Source organism: Ferrovibrio xuzhouensis, from assembly GCF_042648965.1.
In the GTDB taxonomy this organism is placed as follows: Bacteria; Pseudomonadota; Alphaproteobacteria; order Ferrovibrionales; family Ferrovibrionaceae; genus Ferrovibrio; species Ferrovibrio xuzhouensis.
This window is the reverse complement of the sequence record NZ_JBHRYJ010000002.1, coordinates 664562-680659: the sequence shown is the minus strand read 5'-3', so window position 1 is coordinate 680659 and position 16098 is coordinate 664562. Positions and strand designations below refer to the sequence as shown.

13 protein-coding genes are annotated in these 16098 nt (G+C 67.0%); 3 read left to right on the top strand and 10 right to left on the bottom strand.

Annotated elements, in window-relative coordinates; genetic code table 11:
* Together ngg and ACFOOQ_RS13370 are read right to left on the bottom strand one after the other, a co-directional pair.
* Positions 1 to 1767, bottom strand: a complete 1767-nt coding sequence (gene ngg / locus ACFOOQ_RS13375) for an N-acetylglutaminylglutamine synthetase (RefSeq protein WP_379727364.1) — start codon at positions 1765 to 1767, stop codon at positions 1 to 3.
* A gap of 18 nt (positions 1768 to 1785) precedes the next feature.
* Positions 1786 to 3561: an N-acetylglutaminylglutamine amidotransferase gene (locus tag ACFOOQ_RS13370; protein ID WP_379727362.1), complete on the bottom strand. Its 1776-nt coding sequence runs from the start codon at positions 3559 to 3561 to the stop codon at positions 1786 to 1788.
* A gap of 295 nt (positions 3562 to 3856) precedes the next feature.
* Between ACFOOQ_RS13370 and ACFOOQ_RS13365 the strand changes: the two genes are divergently transcribed.
* Positions 3857 to 4360, top strand: a complete 504-nt coding sequence (locus tag ACFOOQ_RS13365) for a MarR family winged helix-turn-helix transcriptional regulator (RefSeq protein WP_379727359.1) — start codon at positions 3857 to 3859, stop codon at positions 4358 to 4360.
* A 10-nt stretch (positions 4361 to 4370) separates the two neighbouring features.
* On the opposite strand, the gene ACFOOQ_RS13360 is transcribed toward ACFOOQ_RS13365, so the two are convergent.
* From ACFOOQ_RS13360 to ACFOOQ_RS13350, 3 genes are all read right to left on the bottom strand, one after another.
* A complete protein-coding gene (locus ACFOOQ_RS13360) occupies positions 4371 to 5945 on the bottom strand; it encodes an alkaline phosphatase family protein (protein WP_379727356.1) in 1575 nt (524 codons plus the stop codon).
* Positions 5946 to 6022: 77 nt separating this feature from the next.
* Complete coding sequence (locus ACFOOQ_RS13355; protein ID WP_379727353.1) at positions 6023 to 7054, bottom strand: TAXI family TRAP transporter solute-binding subunit; 1032 nt, start codon at positions 7052 to 7054, stop codon at positions 6023 to 6025.
* Positions 7055 to 7084: 30 nt separating this feature from the next.
* Positions 7085 to 9010, bottom strand: a complete 1926-nt coding sequence (locus tag ACFOOQ_RS13350; RefSeq protein WP_379727351.1) for a TRAP transporter permease — start codon at positions 9008 to 9010, stop codon at positions 7085 to 7087.
* 133 nt (positions 9011 to 9143) lie between these two features.
* Here ACFOOQ_RS13350 and ACFOOQ_RS13345 point away from each other — a divergent pair, with 133 nt between their 5' ends.
* Positions 9144 to 9959 (top strand): helix-turn-helix domain-containing protein, encoded by an 816-nt coding sequence (locus tag ACFOOQ_RS13345; protein WP_379727348.1) that lies wholly within the window; start codon positions 9144 to 9146, stop codon positions 9957 to 9959.
* Between the two features lie 12 nt (positions 9960 to 9971).
* The gene (locus ACFOOQ_RS13340; protein ID WP_379727345.1) at positions 9972 to 10631 is read left to right on the top strand and encodes an NAD(P)H-binding protein; all 660 of its coding nucleotides are present in this window, start codon (positions 9972 to 9974) and stop codon (positions 10629 to 10631) included.
* Here the strand turns inward: ACFOOQ_RS13340 and ACFOOQ_RS13335 are convergent.
* The 5 genes from ACFOOQ_RS13335 to ACFOOQ_RS13315 are packed head-to-tail and all read right to left on the bottom strand — an operon-like array spanning position 10628 to position 16071.
* Positions 10628 to 11794 (bottom strand): amidase, encoded by a 1167-nt coding sequence (locus ACFOOQ_RS13335; RefSeq protein WP_379727342.1) that lies wholly within the window; start codon positions 11792 to 11794, stop codon positions 10628 to 10630. The two genes, ACFOOQ_RS13340 and ACFOOQ_RS13335, sit on opposite strands and share 4 nt — an antisense overlap.
* 10 nt (positions 11795 to 11804) lie before the next feature.
* Positions 11805 to 12467 (bottom strand): cysteine hydrolase family protein, encoded by a 663-nt coding sequence (locus ACFOOQ_RS13330; RefSeq protein ID WP_379727339.1) that lies wholly within the window; start codon positions 12465 to 12467, stop codon positions 11805 to 11807.
* Positions 12468 to 12476: 9 nt separating this feature from the next.
* Positions 12477 to 13397, bottom strand: coding sequence for an ABC transporter permease (locus ACFOOQ_RS13325; RefSeq protein ID WP_379727337.1), 921 nt, complete (start codon positions 13395 to 13397; stop codon positions 12477 to 12479).
* Complete coding sequence (locus ACFOOQ_RS13320; protein ID WP_379727334.1) at positions 13397 to 14479, bottom strand: ABC transporter permease; 1083 nt, start codon at positions 14477 to 14479, stop codon at positions 13397 to 13399. The genes ACFOOQ_RS13325 and ACFOOQ_RS13320 overlap by 1 nt, the downstream gene beginning before the upstream one ends.
* A complete protein-coding gene (locus tag ACFOOQ_RS13315; protein WP_379727331.1) occupies positions 14476 to 16071 on the bottom strand; it encodes an ABC transporter ATP-binding protein in 1596 nt (531 codons plus the stop codon). The genes ACFOOQ_RS13320 and ACFOOQ_RS13315 overlap by 4 nt, the downstream gene beginning before the upstream one ends.
* Positions 16072 to 16098: the final 27 nt, after the last annotated feature.

Here is a 16098-nt window from a genome sequence, read left to right as displayed (position 1 = left end):
TCAGGCCCCTCCACGCGCCGGCCGCCGCGACGCACGGGTTTCAGGAAACAGGAAATCGACGAACTTCTCGGCGGTCGGCTGCGGTTCGTGATTGGCGAGGCCGGGGCGTTCGTTCGCCTCGATGATGCGGTAATGCGGCTGGTCCGGCGCCCGGACGATGAAATCGAAACCGACCAGCGGCATGTGCAGCACCGCGGCCGCCCGGATCGCAGCCGCGGCAAGATCCGCGTGCAGATGCTCGGTGACATCATGGATGGTCCCGCCGGTATGCAGGTTGGCGGTCTTGCGCACCGCCAGCGCCTCGCCCTGCGGCAGTACGTCGGTGAAACCGAAGCCGGCGGCGCGTACGCAGCGCTCGGTTTCCTCGTCGAGCGGAATCCGGCTCTCGCCGCCGGTCGCTGCGGCACGGCGCCGGCTCTGCTTCTCGATCAGCTCGATCACCGTATGAGTACCGTCGCCGACAATGGTGGCGGGACGGCGGATGGCAGCCGCCACCACCTCACCGTCGATGACGATGATGCGCAGGTCCTCGCCGGTGACAAACTCCTCGGCGATCACCTGGTCGCCGAGCCGCCGCGCCGTCTCGTAGGCGACCAGCACCTCGCTGCGTCGCCGCAGGTCGACGAAGACACCGCGGCCCTGCTCGCCACGCGCCGGCTTGACGACGATGCGGCGATGTTTTTCAAGGAAAGCGACGGCATCCTCCGGCGTGTGCAGCATGATCTGGTCCGGCACGGCGAGCCCGGCACGGTCGAGCAGGCGGCGGGTCAGGGCCTTGTCGTCACAGCGGCTCATCGCCACGGCCGTCGTCAGGTCGCTCAGGCTCTCGCGACAGCGCACCATGCGGGCGCCGTTGGCCAGGGTGAAGATGCCGGCTGCGGCATCCTCGACCTCAACCGAAATGCCACGGCGGCGCGCCTCATCGATGATGATGCGGGCGTAGATGTTCAGGTCGCCGTCGGGCTCCGGCCCGATATAGAGCTTCTGGTTGATCGAATTGCGCGTCTTGATGCAATAGACCGGAATCTGCGTGAAGCCGAGCTGGCGGTAGAGCGCGATGGCCTGTTCGTTGTCGTGCAGCACCGAAAGATCGAGGAAGGCGCGGCCGGCCTCGCGCATGTGGCGGGCGAGGCCGAGGGTCAGGGCACGGCCGATGCCGGGCTGCGCCGCCTGCGGATCGACCGCCAGCGCCCAGAGGCTGGAGCCATTGTCAGGATCGCGGAAGGCCGTCAGATGGTCGACGCCCATCACCACACCGGCCAGCCGGTCAGGGTCGCCATCCACCTCGGCAACCAGAATCTCGACGGCCGGATGGCGGTCGGCGCAATAGCCGTCGCGCAGCGGCACCATGCCGCGCGAGGTGTAGAGCCGGTTGACCTCGCCTTCGTCGGAGGGTCGCGCCGCACGGATGATTACCCCGCTGTCAGCCTCGTCGGGCTGCGGCGCATCGAGCGCCAGGCGAAAGGCATGCGAGGGGTCGAGAAACAGCGCCTGCGGCGCGATGGACAGCGCGACATGCGGCTCGCGGACATAAAAGGCAATATCGCGCTCGCCGATGGTCTCCTCGACCAGCCGGTCGGCCAGTTGCTCGGGCCCGTCGAAGGTCTGGCCGAACAGCAGGCGGCCCCAGCCGCAGTCGACGGTCGCCGCCCGCCGGCGCACCGCGCGCGGCGGCGTACCCCATTGCTGCAACGACAGCGGGACGTCATCTTCCGGCGCGTGACCCCGTCTAGGCACGGCGCTCGAGTCCGTCGCGGTGATGCTCATGGCGTTTCTCCCGGTTCGTCAGACGCCGTGGGTCTGCAGCCACATTTCCAGCAGGGATACCTGCCACAGCTTGGAACCCCGCAGCGGCGTGATATGCGCCTTGGGATCCTGCAGCAGCATGTCGACGTATTCGCGCCGGAACAGGCCGCGCTCGCGCGCCGTTTTGCTGTTCAGGGTGTCGCGCACCATGTCGAGATATGGCCCTTCCAGGTATTTCAGCGCCGGCACCGGGAAATAGCCCTTCGGCCGATCGATCACGGCGGCCGGCAGCACCTTGCGCGCCACCGCCTTCAGCACGCCCTTGCCGCCATCGCTCAGCTTGTGTTCGGGCGGCACGCGAGCGGCCAGCTCAACCAGCTCGTGATCGAGGAACGGCACCCGGGCCTCGAGACCCCAGGCCATGGTCATATTGTCGACGCGTTTGACCGGATCGTCGGTCAGCATCACCTGGGTATCGAGCCGCAGGGCCTTGTCGACGGCGCGGTCGGCACCCGGCAGGCCGAAATGTCCGGCGACAAAGGCGGTGCTGAAATCCTCGGTCAGGTAGTCGCTGCCGATCGCCTCGGCATATTCGGCGTGGCTGCGGTCGAAGAACACGCCCGCATAGTCGGCAACCGGATCATTGGAATCGAGCAGCGGCGGATACCAGTGATAGCCGCCAAAGATCTCGTCGGCGCCCTGCCCGCTCTGCACCACCTTCACATGCTGCGAGACTTCCTCGGACAGCAGGTAGAAGCCGACATTATCGTAGGACACCATCGGTTCCGACATCGCGTCGATCACCTTCGGCATGGCATCCAGCAGGCGACGCGACTTGACGAAAATCTTGTAATGCTCGGTGCCGAAGTGCTTCGCTACCAGGTCGGAATAGACGAATTCGTCGCCTTTCTCGCCATTGGCTTCTTCGAATCCGATGGAAAAGGTCTTCAGCCCCTTCTGGCCGGCTTCCGCCAGCAGGGCGACGATCAGGCTGGAATCAACGCCGCCGGACAGCAGTACGCCGACCGGCACATCGGAAACCATGCGGCGTGCCACCGCGGTATCCAGCGCGGCTCGCACCTGCCCTTCCCAGTGATCGGCTGAAGCCTCGAGATCGGCGGCTTCGCGGGCGAAACTCAGCGTCCAGTAGACATGATCCTGGCGACGGCCATCGGCCTCGAAGACAGCGATAGATGCCGGCTGCAGCTTTTTCACGCCGTTCAGCATGGTAAACGGCGCCGGCACCACGGCATGGAAACTCATGTAATGGTGGAGCGCCACCGGATCAAGCGTGGTGTCGAGATCGCGCCCGGCAAGCAAAGCCGGGAGCGACGAGGCAAAGCGCAGACGCTTGGCCGGCTGCTCGGCCAGATACAACGGCTTGATGCCGAGGCGGTCGCGACAGAGCGCGACCCGGCCGCTGTCGCGTTCGTGGACGGCAAAGGCAAACATGCCATGGAATTTCTTCGGCGCGTCGAGGCCCCAGGCGTGCCAGGCCTTCAGCACCACCTCGGTGTCGCCCTCGGAAAAGAAGCGATAACCCTTGCCCTGCAGCTCACTCCGCAGTTCACGGTAGTTGTAGATGCAGCCGTTGAAGGCGAGCGTGAGGCCAAGTTCGGCATCCACCATCGGCTGCTGGGCGCGCTCGCTGAGATCGATGATCTTGAGCCGACGATGACCGAAGGCCACCCGGCTCTGGGCGGCGACGCCGGCGGCATCCGGGCCGCGGGGCGCCATCCGCCCGGTCATCCGGGCAACGGCAGCAATATCGGCGAGGCCGCTATCGAACCGGACCTCGCCACTGAATCCGCACATGGGCTGTCCTCCGTACAAAAGCGGCACCGGACGGCGGTGCCGCAGGCCGGCTGTCTCGCCGGTATGTTGACCTGCACGGAAACGAAAAAGGCCGATGGTGGTTCGCCGCACGGCTGCGCAGGCGGCCTGTTTCGTTTCCGCGATGCCTTTTGTTTATACACCTTATGTTTAGATGTCAAATCATTTGACCTGTAATATTAAGTGCACTAGACTTTCTCCGAGCAATTGGACAATTTGATGGCGCTCTGGCAGGGAACACCCGGGTGCCATGCGGACATCGTTCGGAAATGGGAAAATGACCAGCGAGGATGACAGGTTACTGGGATCGGTACGGCGGATAATCCGGGCCGTCGATCTGCATTCGAAGCGCCTCGAGCGCGAAACCGGCCTGACCACACCGCAGGTTCTGGTGCTGCGCGCCATCCGCGACCTCGGCGAAGTGACCACGGCGCGGATCGCCGGCCAGGTCAATCTCAGCCAGGCGACAGTGACCACCATCGTCGACCGCCTGGTCAGCCGCGGGCTGATCGAACGCTATCGCAACGTGACGGATCGCCGGGTGGTGCATTCGCGACTGACCGAGACGGGCGACGCAGCCCTGGCCAAGGCGCCGCCGCTGCTGGACGCGATCTTCCTCAAGGCGCTGCGCGATTTGCCGGCCGGGGAGCGCCACACCATCGTGACTGCGCTGGAGCGCGTCGCCGGCCTGATGGGCCCGGCCGCCAGCACCGAGCCGGCGCCGCTGATCGATCTCGGCGGCATGCCGGCACCGCTGGCCTCGCCGCAGGACGCCGCCTGAAGCTTCCGCGTTACCAGACGCCGAACAGAATGCCGCGACTCTTGGCGTTGCCAGTGCGCTTCTCGACATCCTCGTTCGAAATTGTCGTGCGAATGCGGCGCTGTTTCAGCCACGCCAGCAGGCGCGCGGCCATCGCGGCGCGCGCGTCTTCATGGGCCGGGCTTTCGCCTAGATCAACATATTCATCCGGATCGGTCTCCATATCGAACAGCTGCGGCCGGAAGCCTTCATAGGCGATGTATTTCCAGCGTCCGGTCCGCACCATCCAGCCGCGCGCCTGATCGGGCGGCACCAGCAGGATCTGCCGTGCCTCGCGGAAGGCATAGTCGCATTCGCTGAACGTCGCATCGCGCCAGCCGTCCGGCACGCGCCCTTCCAGCAGGGGCAGCAGCGAAGCACCCTCCAGCCGGTGTGGCTGCGCCGTGCCGCCGGCTGCCGCGAGGAAGGTCGGGACCAGGTCGATGGCCTCGGCGAACCGCTGCTCAACATGGCCGCGGGTGGCGTCGGCTGCCGCGTCCGGTGAATAGACGATCAGCGGGATGCGCACGCTTTCCTCGTGGAACAGCTCCTTCTCGCCGAGCCAGTGATCGCCGAGATAGTCGCCATGGTCGCTGGTCAGCACGATCAGCGTGTCATCCATGCGGCCTTCGGCCTCCAGGAAAGCGAACAGCCGACCGAGATGATCGTCGAGCTGCTTGACCAGCCCCATATAGGCCGGGATTACCGTCTCGCGTGCCTCGTCACGGCTGAAATTGACCGACTCCTCATGCTGCATGAAAGCGGCGACGACCGGATGGGTATTCTCGCGCTCACGCGGATGCCGCTTGGCCGGCAGAATCTGGTTCGGACCATACATCGCGTGATAGGGCGCCGGCGCAATATAGGGCCAGTGCGGCTTGATATAGCTGAGATGCAGGCACCAGGGCGTTTCGCCACTGTCGCGGATAAAATCGATCGCCCGGTCGGTCATATAGGGCGTTTCGGAATCCTCTTCGCGCACACGCGCCGGCAGGCGGGCATTGCGCAGATACCAGCCGCTCAGGATCTCCCCATTCGGTCCTTCGGCGGCATTGGCAAAGTCATGCCAGGGATTCTCGGACTCATAGCCTTTGGCACGCAGATAGCGGTTATAGGCGAGGTCCGGGTCGACGCCCTGGTCGGGATGCAGGCCGTCGTCGCGCTCGACGGGCTCGAAGCCGCATTGCGAGACCAGCACGCCGAGCGAGGAGTTCGGATCAAGACCGAGCCTGCGCATGCCCGCGTCGTCGCCCTTCATATGGGTTTTGCCGACCAGGGCGACACGATAGCCCAGCGGCCGCAGGTAATCACCCAAGGTCAGTTCGGTGGCCCGCAACGGTACGGCGTTATAGGTGGCGCCGTGGCTGGTCATGTAGCGCCCGGTATAGAACGACATGCGCGACGGCCCGCAGACCGGCGCCTGGCAGTAGGCGCGGTCGAACCGCACGCCACGTTTCGCCAGACCGTCGATATGCGGGGTTTGCAGGGTCGGGTGGCCGGCGCAGGACAGGTAGTCCGCTCGCAACTGGTCGGCCATGATGAAAAGGATATTACGTATCTTGCCCATGGGCATCCGTTCCGGGGAGGAAGTATTACGGTCGGGCCGCACGACCGGCGGGGCATAACCCCGCCGGCCAGCCGGCATTACTTCGGCATCAGGGCACCCGGGACGGTCAGGCCGGCTTCCCTGTAATAGCGCGCGGCACCCGGGTGGATCGGCATGTTCATGTCGCGGAACACATTCTCGATCTTCACCGAGCGCAGCCACGGTGTCTTGTCGCGTTCCTTGGCGACGCCCTGCCAGAAGGCCTTGGTCATCTTGTAGATCACGTCGTCAGGCATGTCCTCGCGCGTGCCGATGCCGACCATGGAGCCGACGGTGGTGATGTCGTCCTTGTTAAGCTGGTTGTCGCCATAGGTGCCGGCGGGAATCGTGTCGAGCAGGCCACCGGGACGATGGCTGAAGGCACGGAAGGCATCCGAATCCATGTCCTTCTCGCTGAGGCCGAGCAGGCGGATCTTGCTGGTCAGCGCGAACTGCTGGATCACCGGGCTCGGCGGCAGAGTCGGATTGATGTAGACGTCAATATGGTGATCCTGGAAGGATTGCGCGGCGGCCTCCCAGCCAAGATTGACCTGCTCGTAATCATGGCCGGCCTTGTAGCCGGTGACGATCTCCAGCATCTGCGCCATGTTGACCGTGGCACCGCCGCCGGGCGGGCCGAGGAACACCCGCTTGCCCTTCACGTCCTGCAGCTTGGTGATCCCGGAATCGGCATAGACGACGATGTGATAATAACCGAGCGGGAAGTTGAACACGCCGCGCAACTTGATCGACAACTCCTTGGCGTCGGTGATCTTGGCGTACATCGCCGTGCCCTGCATCATCATGGCATGCACGGTCGGCGAGGACATGAAGAAGTCCATGCGGCCGCGCGCCGTCTCCAGCGCATGGGCGGTCGCAGCACCGGTGGCATTGACCTGCACTTCCATGTCGGGCAGCGCCTGGTTGACGATGTTGGCGAAAGTCGACATCACCAGATAGGGCGTGCTGCCCGGCCCGAGCGTCGACAGCCGGTAGAAATCCTTGGCCATGGCGCCGCCGGTGGCCGCGCCGGCAAGACAGGTGGCGGTTGCCGCAACAGCCGCCAGCCGGCCGATTTTTTTCATGAACATCTGGTCCTCCCTCTTTCGGTTCTTTTGTCCTTACGCCTGTTTCCAGCCGAAGCGTGCCGCCAGCGCCGCGAAGCCCGGCGGCGAAGCGGCCAGCCCGCGCCGCCAGTCGAAGCCGAGCATGACCAGCGCGGCGGCAAAAGCGGCGAATTCAATCAGCCCGCCCGGCATCAGCATGGCCACGCCGCTGACGATACGGACCGCCCGCGACGGCAGGTCGAGCCGCGCCCGGTCATAGCCGCCGAGCCCGCTGGCCAGCACCCAGATCGCCAGCACCAGCCGCAGGCAGGCCCAGAGAAATTCGCCCCACTCGAAATCGACCATCAGAGTCAGCGACGGGTTGTAGACGAAAACGAAGGGGATGATGAAGCCGATGATGGCAACCTTGACGGATTCCACCGCCGTCGCCATCGGGCTAGCGCCGCAGATCGGTGCCGCGGCAAAAGCCGCCAGCGCCACCGGTGGCGTGATCGACGACAGCACGCCGAAATAGACCACGAAGAGATGCGCCACCAGAGTCGGCACGCCGAGGCCCTGGATGGCTGGCCCCATGGTCAGCACGATGATCAGATAGGCTGGCACCGTCGGCATGCCCATGCCGAGCACCAGGCAGCCGGCCATGGTCAGCAGCAGGGCGAGGAACAGCGACTGGCCCGACAGCCCGAGGATCACATTGGCGAAGCGGATACCGAGCCCGGTCATGTTCATCACGCCGATGATCATGCCGACCGCACCGACAGCGACGAGAATGGTAGCGCCGGCCCGCCCGGCCTGGGCGAGCGCCGCCAGCAGGCGCTGCGGCTCGCGGCGCAGGTCGGGATTGAGGATAAAACCGAGCACGGCGGCGGCAATCGTCGCCCAGAAGCCGGCCACCGCCGGCGAGCGGCCGGCGATCAGCAGGCCGATGATCACCAGCAGCGGCAGCACGAAGGTCAGCGACAGCACCCAGTCCTGCCGCGTCATTGCCTGACGCTCGCTGTCGGGGATCGGCTGGATGCCGAGCCGCGAGGCATTCACTGCCACCGAGGCAAACAGGCTGGCGTAATAGAACAGCGCCGGGATCGCCGCGGCGATGCAGATGGTGAGATACGGGATGCCGGTCACATCGGCCATGATGAAGGCGACCGCACCCATCACCGGCGGCGTGAACTGGCCGCCGGACGAGGCGGCGGCCTCGACGGCGCCGGCGAACTTGGCCGAGAAGCCACGTTTCTTGATCATCGGCATGGTGAAAACACCGGTGCCGACCACGTTGCCGGCCACGCTGCCCGACATGGTGCCGAACAGCGCGCTGGCGACGATGGCGGCATGGGCCGGGCCGCCGCGCAGCTTCGCCGTGACGCTGAAAGCCATTTTCAGCAGCACCGGCCCGGCGCCGATGCCTTCCAGCACCACGCCGAACACCACGAAGATCAGGATCAGGCTGGTGACCACCGCCACCGGGCCGCCGAATACGCCATCGAAGCTGTACCAGACCGTGCGCAGGGTTTCGTAATAGGGAAAGCCGGCATGACGGAATATCCATGGCAGGTGATGGCCATAAAGCCCGTAGACCAGCGTCAGGCCGCAGACGATCACCAGCGGCCAGCCGAAAATGCGCCGGGTCAGGTCGAGCAGCAGCAGCAGGGCCATGCCGCCCAGCCACAGGTCGCTGGTGGTGAAATCGTAAAGGCCTTCCTCAAGCGCCTCGCCGATCTGGAAGTAGCGCCAGAAAATCACGACGCCGAGGATCAGCAGCAGGATGTCGACGGCACGACCGATGCGGCCGGGCAGCGGGAAGGCCAGCAGGCCGAGCGCCATGGCGACACCCAGTGTGCCGACACGCGAGATCGTCTCGTCAAAAACGCCGACGCCGGAACTGTAGAAGGCGGCGAAGCTGATGATGAGGCCGAGCACGGCGACCAGCGCCCGGTCGGGCGCGGCAAAAACACTTGCGACGACGCCGCGCAAACCACGCATCCGGCGCTCCTTCCCAGCTTTTTTCCTCCCGGCGCCGGTCTCGGCCGGCTGCCATGGTCATACAGGGTTAGCCGGACCCGGCGGCCAGGCAAAGCCCGATTGACCCAGATTTCACCTGGTGTAACCTTGGACCATGCATCTGTCTGCCGCGCCCCAGGTCAAATCCATCCGCGCCCTTGCCCGCGGCCTCGATGTGCTGAAGGCCCTGCAGGAGCGGCCGGCCACCAGCCTGCATGACCTGCACGGCGATACCGGCCTGTCGAAACCAACCCTGCTGCGCATTCTCAGGACCCTGGAAGAAGCCGGTATGGTCCATCGCGCCATCGGCGACGGCCGCTATCGCGTCAGCGCCCGGGTGCGTTTTCTCGGCCGCGACCTCAGCGACCACGACGCCATTGCCGAACAGGCCGCGCCGGTCCTCGACCGGCTGTGCCGCCGGATCCTGTGGCCGTCCGATATCGCCGTCTACAAGGACGGTGCCATGGAGATCCTCGAGACCAGCCGCCAGCAGACGCCGTTCCTCGTCAATCGCGCCCGCATGGGCTATCGCGTGCATATGCTGATGAGTGCGATGGGTCGCGCCTATCTCGCCTTCTGCCCGAGGGACGAACGCGACCGCATCCTCGCCCGCCTGCGCCGCTCCGACGATCCCTACGACCGCCGCGCCCGGGAACGCAGCGCCACCCTCGCCATCCTGCGGCAGGATCGCGAGCGCGGCTATGCCGTGCGCGAACCCGGCTACGGTTACTGGGTCACCGACCGCAGCCGCGCCGCGGCCATCGCCGTGCCGGTGCTGCTGGACGGCCGGGTGATGGCCAGCATCAACCTGTGCTGGGTCGATGGCGCGATCACCACCGAGAAAATGGTGGACCTGCATCTGGCCGACCTGCAGGATGCCGCAGCCGAGATCGCCCGCGGCGCCGCCGCCAGCATTCCGGCCGCGCCATAGAAAGAGGCCGCCATGAACCTCCTGATTGCCGGCGCTACCGGTCTGATCGGCGGACTGGCCCTGCGCCATGCACTGGCCGAACCGCGCGTGACTGCCGTCACCTGCATCGGCCGTCGGACGCTGCCGCTGACCGACCCGAAGCTCACCCAGGTCACGGCTGATTTCGCGCGGCTGGATGACAGCGCGGCAGGCATCACGGCGATCGACGCGGCACTCTGCGGGCTGGGTACGACGATCCGCCAGGCCGGCTCGCGCCAGGCCTTCCACGCCGTCGACCATGATGCCGTGCTGGCTTTCGCCAGACTGGCGAAAGCCAAAGGCGCCCGGCGTTTCGCCGTGGTCTCGTCAGTCGGCGCCTCCAGCCGTTCGGGCACTTTTTATCTGGCGACCAAGGGCCGGATGGAAGACGGGCTGGAGAAGATCGGCTTCGAGCGGCTCGCCATCCTGCAGCCGAGCTTTCTGCTCGGCGAGCGGACGAAAAAGCGTCCGGGTGAAGGCTATGCCACGGCCTTTGCGCAGTTGATCGCACCACTGCTGCTCGGCGACTGGCACCGCTACCGGCCGATCGACGCCGATGCCGTGGCGCGCGCCCTGCTGCAGGCCGTTCTGGCCGATCCTGCGCCGGCCGAGCGCCTTACCTACGACGGCATCCTTGCGCTGGCCCGCCGTTAGAGCCCGGCGGTAAAATCCAGCAGCGCCTCGTCTTCGCCGTAGCCCGCCAGCACCGACAGGCCGAGCGGGCAGCCATCCAGTTCGGCCAGCGGCAGGCTGAGCGCCGGCAGGCCGGCATGTCCCGCCACCGAAGTCAGCGCCAGCGCGGCGGCATAGAAATCGCCGGCCACGGCACCACGCAGGAAACGCCGTGGGGCGATCCCCGGTGCCACCGGCAGCAGCAGAAACGTGCCGGACGGCAACAGGTTGCGCAGCCGCACCGTCGTCTCGCTGCGCCAGACCGCCCACTGCGCCACCTCGGCCGCCGTCACCGCCAGCGCATCGGCAAACCGCGGCGCGATGGTCTCGCCAAAGCGCGGTCGCGCCTGACGGATCCAGTCCCCGAGCGATGTTGCGATCCCGGCGCCCTGCAGCACGCGATAGGCCTCACGGAAATCCGCCCCGGCACCATCATAGATATCGATCTCCCCGCAGGGGCCGAGCCGGGCCGCCGCCACACGCAAGGCCGCGGCGGCCGCAGGATCAGCCAGCGCAAAGGCATCCCGCGCCAGCAGAAAGCGCTGCGGTGTCGTGCCGGCACCGTGGCTGCCGAGCAGGCAGCGAGCCGCCTGCGCCAGCCGCGGGCCGCTGCGGGCGAACAGGCCGACCGTGTCGTAGCCAGACGCAAACGGAATGACGCCGTCGAGCGGCACGCGGCCATGGCTCGGCCGGTAACCGAAAATGCCACAGAAGCCGGCCGGCACGCGGACCGAGCCGCCGGTATCGGTGCCGAGCGCCAGATCGGCGAGACCGGCCGCCACCGCAACCGCCGATCCGCTCGACGAGCCGCCGGGCAGGCGGTCGGGACAGCGCGGATTGACCGGCGTGCCGGTATGGGCGTTCTCGCCCTCGAGGCTGAAGGCCAGTTCGTCGGTGAGCGTCTTGCCGATCAGCGCCGCCCCGGCATCAAGCAGCCGCTGTACGGCCGGTGCATGGTCGGTGGCCGGCGCCCGGCCGATCTGCCAGTCGGGATTGCCGCCGCCGGTGACCGTACCCGCCACGTCGATCAGATCCTTGACCGCGAAGGTCAGGCCATCGAGCGGACCCTGTGCCGCCGGCGGTGCCCGGCCACGCGGGCCGGCGACAAAGGCACCCCAGGCATTGACGCCGCCTGGCGTGTCCATGGCCGGCATGTCAGCGCAGGCCAGCGACGATGATGTCCGTCGGCGCGGTCCAGCCGACGATGCCGCCCTGGGCGCGGATCATGGCAAGCGTCGCCGCCTTGAACTCCGGGAAATAGCTTTCAGTGGCATCCTCGGCCAGCAGGCATTCATAGCCGCGGTCATTCGCCTCACGCATCGTCGTCTGCACGCAGACCTCGGTGGTGACCCCGGCGAAGACCAGATGGCCGATGCCCTGCGCCTTCAGCAGGTCGCCGAGCGGCGTCGCATAAAACGCGCCCTTGCCCGGCTTGACGATCACCGTCTCGCCCGGCAGGGCCGCGAGCTCGGGCACCAGGTCGTTGCCCGGCTCGCCATCGACGAGGATGCGCCCCATCGGGCCGCTGTCACCGATGGTCAGCGCACCGCCGCCACGCGCGCGTTTCGCCGGCGGACAGTCGGACAGGTCGGACCTGTGGCCCTCGCGGGTATGGATCACCGGCAGGCCGGCAGCGCGGAAGCCGTCGATCAGGCGGCGCACGGTCGGCACGATGGCGGCGAGCGGCCGCACGTCATTGCCGAGCACCGAGCCGAAACCGCCTTCCTCGATGAAGTCGCGTTGCATATCGATGACGATCAGTGCCAGCCGGCCGGCCGGAAAGCTGTAATCATAGGGCTGGGCGGCGATCATCGACATGAAGTCTCCTCACTTGCCGCGCTGGAACGGTAGGGTGAGCGCCGTCGGCGGTTCCAGCCGCCCGACCACGCCGGCCACCGCCAGCAGGGCCAGCAGGTAAGGCAGCATCAGCAGCAGGGCCGTCGGCACGTTGATGCCCATGGCGGGCAGCTGGAACTGCAGCGCCGTGGCGGCGCCGAACAGCAGGCAGGCGCCGATGGTGCGGCCGATATTCCAGCCGCCGAAAATCACGCCGGCCAGCGCCAGGTAACCGGCGCCGTTGGTCATATTCTCGGTAAAGGTATGGATGTCGGCGATCGACAGGAAGGAGCCAGCCAGACCGGCCATGAAGCCGGTGATCAGCACCGCCAGCCAGCGGGTGCGCGCCACCGGGATGCCGGCCTTGTCGGCCGAGCGCGGCTCATCGCCCACCGCGCGCACGGCCAGGCCGAAGGAAGTGTATTTCAGCATCGCCCAGATGCCGGCGACGAACAGCAGCCCGACATAGACGAAAACCGATTGCTGCAGGAAGGCCGTGCCGAAGAACGGAATGTCGCTGAGGCCGGGAATGTTCAACTTGGACAGGCCGGGAATCTCGTCGCGCGACAAACCGCCGAAGATGATGCGATAGAGCAAGGTGGTGGCGCCGAGCGCCAAGATGTTGAAGCCGATGCCGACCACCAGCTGGTTGGCGCGCAGGTTGACGCTGAGCAGGGCCTGCACCGCCGCCAGCACCATGGTCGCCAGCACGGCACAGAGGATGCCGAGCACCGGCACGCCGGTCGCCCAGGAGCCCAGCGCGCCGAAGAAGGCCGCCGTCAGCATCATGCCTTCGAGGCTGAGGTTGAGCACGCCGGCGCGTTCGGACACCAGTTCGCCGCTGGCCGCCAGGATCAGCGGCATGGCCAGCCGCAGGGTCGATGAAATGAAGATCGCCAGCGTCTCTTCCATCAGCGCGCCCTCTTTTCCAGCTTCTCGATCAGGATCACCGAACCGGCCACCGCGATCACGATCAGGCCCTGGATCACCAGGGTCAGCGCCGCCGGCACGCCGGCCATGATCTCCATCGAGATGCCGCCCGAGCGCAGGAAGCCGAAGAACAGCGCCCCGGCCAGCACGCCGGTGGCCGAGCCGCGCGACAGCAGACCGACCACCAGGCCGTCGAAGCCGTAGCCGGATGAGAAGCCGGTCTTCAGGTAATACTGCTCGCCCTGCAGCATGATGGCGCCGGCCAGCCCGCCGAAGGCGCCCGCCACAGCCAGCGCCGAGACCAGCAGCAGGGTGCCCGACATGCCGGCGCGGCGCGCCGCCAGTTCGTTCAGCCCGATGGCGCGCAGGCGCAGGCCGAAGGTCGAGCGCTGCAGCACCACGGCCGTGGCAATGGCCAGCAGGATGCAGATCACCACGCCGATATGCAGCGGCGATTCCGGATCGCCGGTCAGGCCGGGCAGCCGGGTCGGCACCGGAATCTGCAGCGATTCCGGCAGGGTCGCGGACGAGGTCTGCGGCTGGCGCAGCAGGTCGGTCGACTGCACCGACCAGTAGACCATCAGCAGCGCGATGAAGCCCAGCAGCAGCGTGCTGATCACCTCGTTGGTGCCGAAGCGCACCTTGAGGATGCCGGCGATGCCGCCCCAGACCGCGCCGGCCACGGTGCCGGCCAGCAGCGGCAGCAGCACAGCAAGGCCGAGCGGCAGGGCATCGACATGGCCGTAGAGTGCGACGGCAGTGGCGGCGATGCCACCAACCGCGATCTGACCCTCGCCGCCCACATTGGTGAGATTGGCGCGGAAGGCGAAAATGAACCCGAGCCCGACCAGGGCCAGTGCCACGGCGCGGTTGATCGAGGCGCCGAAGGCGAAAGCCGTGCCGAAGGCGCCGTCGAGAAAGGCGTCGATGGCATCGGGTACCGAGCGGCCGCTGATGGCGATCAGCAACATGCTGAACAGCAGCGAGGCGACCACGGCGCCGAGCGGGATGGCAATGCGCAGCAGCCGGTTGCGGTCCGGCAGCGAGAAGGTCAGCGCGGTCATGCGGCATGCCCCGACATCAGGCCGCCGATCGCGGCGCGCTCGCCGGCCAATGCCGGCCGCTCGCCGACCAGCCGGCCGCGATAGAGCACGACGATGCGGTCGGCCACCGCGATCAGTTCATCCAGTTCGCTGGAAATCAGCAGCACACCGACGCCGCGGCGGGCCGCGGCGCGGATCTGGCGATAGACCGCCTCGACCGCATTGATATCGAGGCCACGGGTCGGTTGCGCGGCGACCAGCGCCACCAGCGGATCGAGCGTGAGTTCGCGGGCCAGCACGGCTTTCTGCTGGTTGCCGCCGGACAGGCCGGAGAAAGCGACTTCGGGGCCGGCGGCGCGCACATCGAAGGTCTGCATCAGGCCACGTGCGGCGTCACTCAGAGCCCCCCGGCGCAGCATGCCGAAGCGGGTGAACTGGTCGAGCTTGTTGAGATACATGTTCTCGGCAACCGACATCGCGGTGACGCAGGCAACCGCATGGCGGTCTTCCGGCACGATGCCGCCGCCGGCGGCCGTCACCGCCGCCGCGCCGGCCTCGGTCAGTTCCGTGTCACCGATGAAAAAACGGCCCGCCGTCGGCCGCTGCAGGCCGGCCAGCACCATGCCGAGCTCGCTCTGGCCGTTGCCCTCGACACCGGCAAGGCCGACGATCTCACCGGCACGGATCTCCAGCGTGAAGTTGTCGAGCCGAGTGCTGCCATGATGGTCGCGCACCGTCAGGCCGTCGCAGACCAGCGCGCGAGGCCGTGGGAAATCTTCAGCCGGGGCCTCGGCGGCCGGCGCGCCCTGCTCGGCCAGCGCGACATCCAGCGACTTCACCTCGCGGCCGACCATGGCATGCACCAGGCTGCCCATATCGGCGGTCGCCATTTCGGCTTTCGCCACCAGCCGGCCGCCACGCAGGACCGCGACCCGGTCGGCCACCCTGGCGATCTCGGCCAGCTTGTGAGTAACGAGGATCACCGCCCGGCCGCTGTCGGCGACGCGGCGGCAGATATCGAGCAAGGCACCGATCTCGCCCGGCGGCAGTACGGCAGTCGGCTCGTCGAGCACCAGCAGGTGCGGCTCGCGCATCAGGCATTTGACGATCTCGGCGCGCTGGCGCTCGCCGACCGACAGTTCGCCGACCACCGCGTCCGGATCGAGGGTGAAGCCGAAGCGTTCGGCGATCTCGCGGATGCGATCGGCAAAGGCGCGATGATGCAGTACGCCTTTGGTCTGGCCGAGCATCAGGTTCTCGACCACGGTCATGCGCGGCACCAGGCTGAAATGCTGGTGCACCATGGCGATGCCGGCATCGAGCGCCTCGGCCGGGCCGGCCGGCACCCATTCGCGGCCGGCATAGCGCATGATGCCGGTGGTTGGCGGATGCACGCCGAAGATCAGGTTGCATAGGGTCGACTTGCCGGCGCCGTTTTCGCCCAGCAGGCAATGCACCTCGCCGGCCTGGAAATCGAGCGAGATGCCCTCCAGGGCCTGCAGGCTGCCGAACCGCTTGCCGAGATCCTCCAGCGCCAGCAACGGCCGCGTCTGGGACGCGGCCGCCGGGCCGGATTCAGTGGGGCCTGTTTCGCTGGCCAGCATCTGGTGCATCACGGCCTGCCGCGCGGCTGCGCCGCC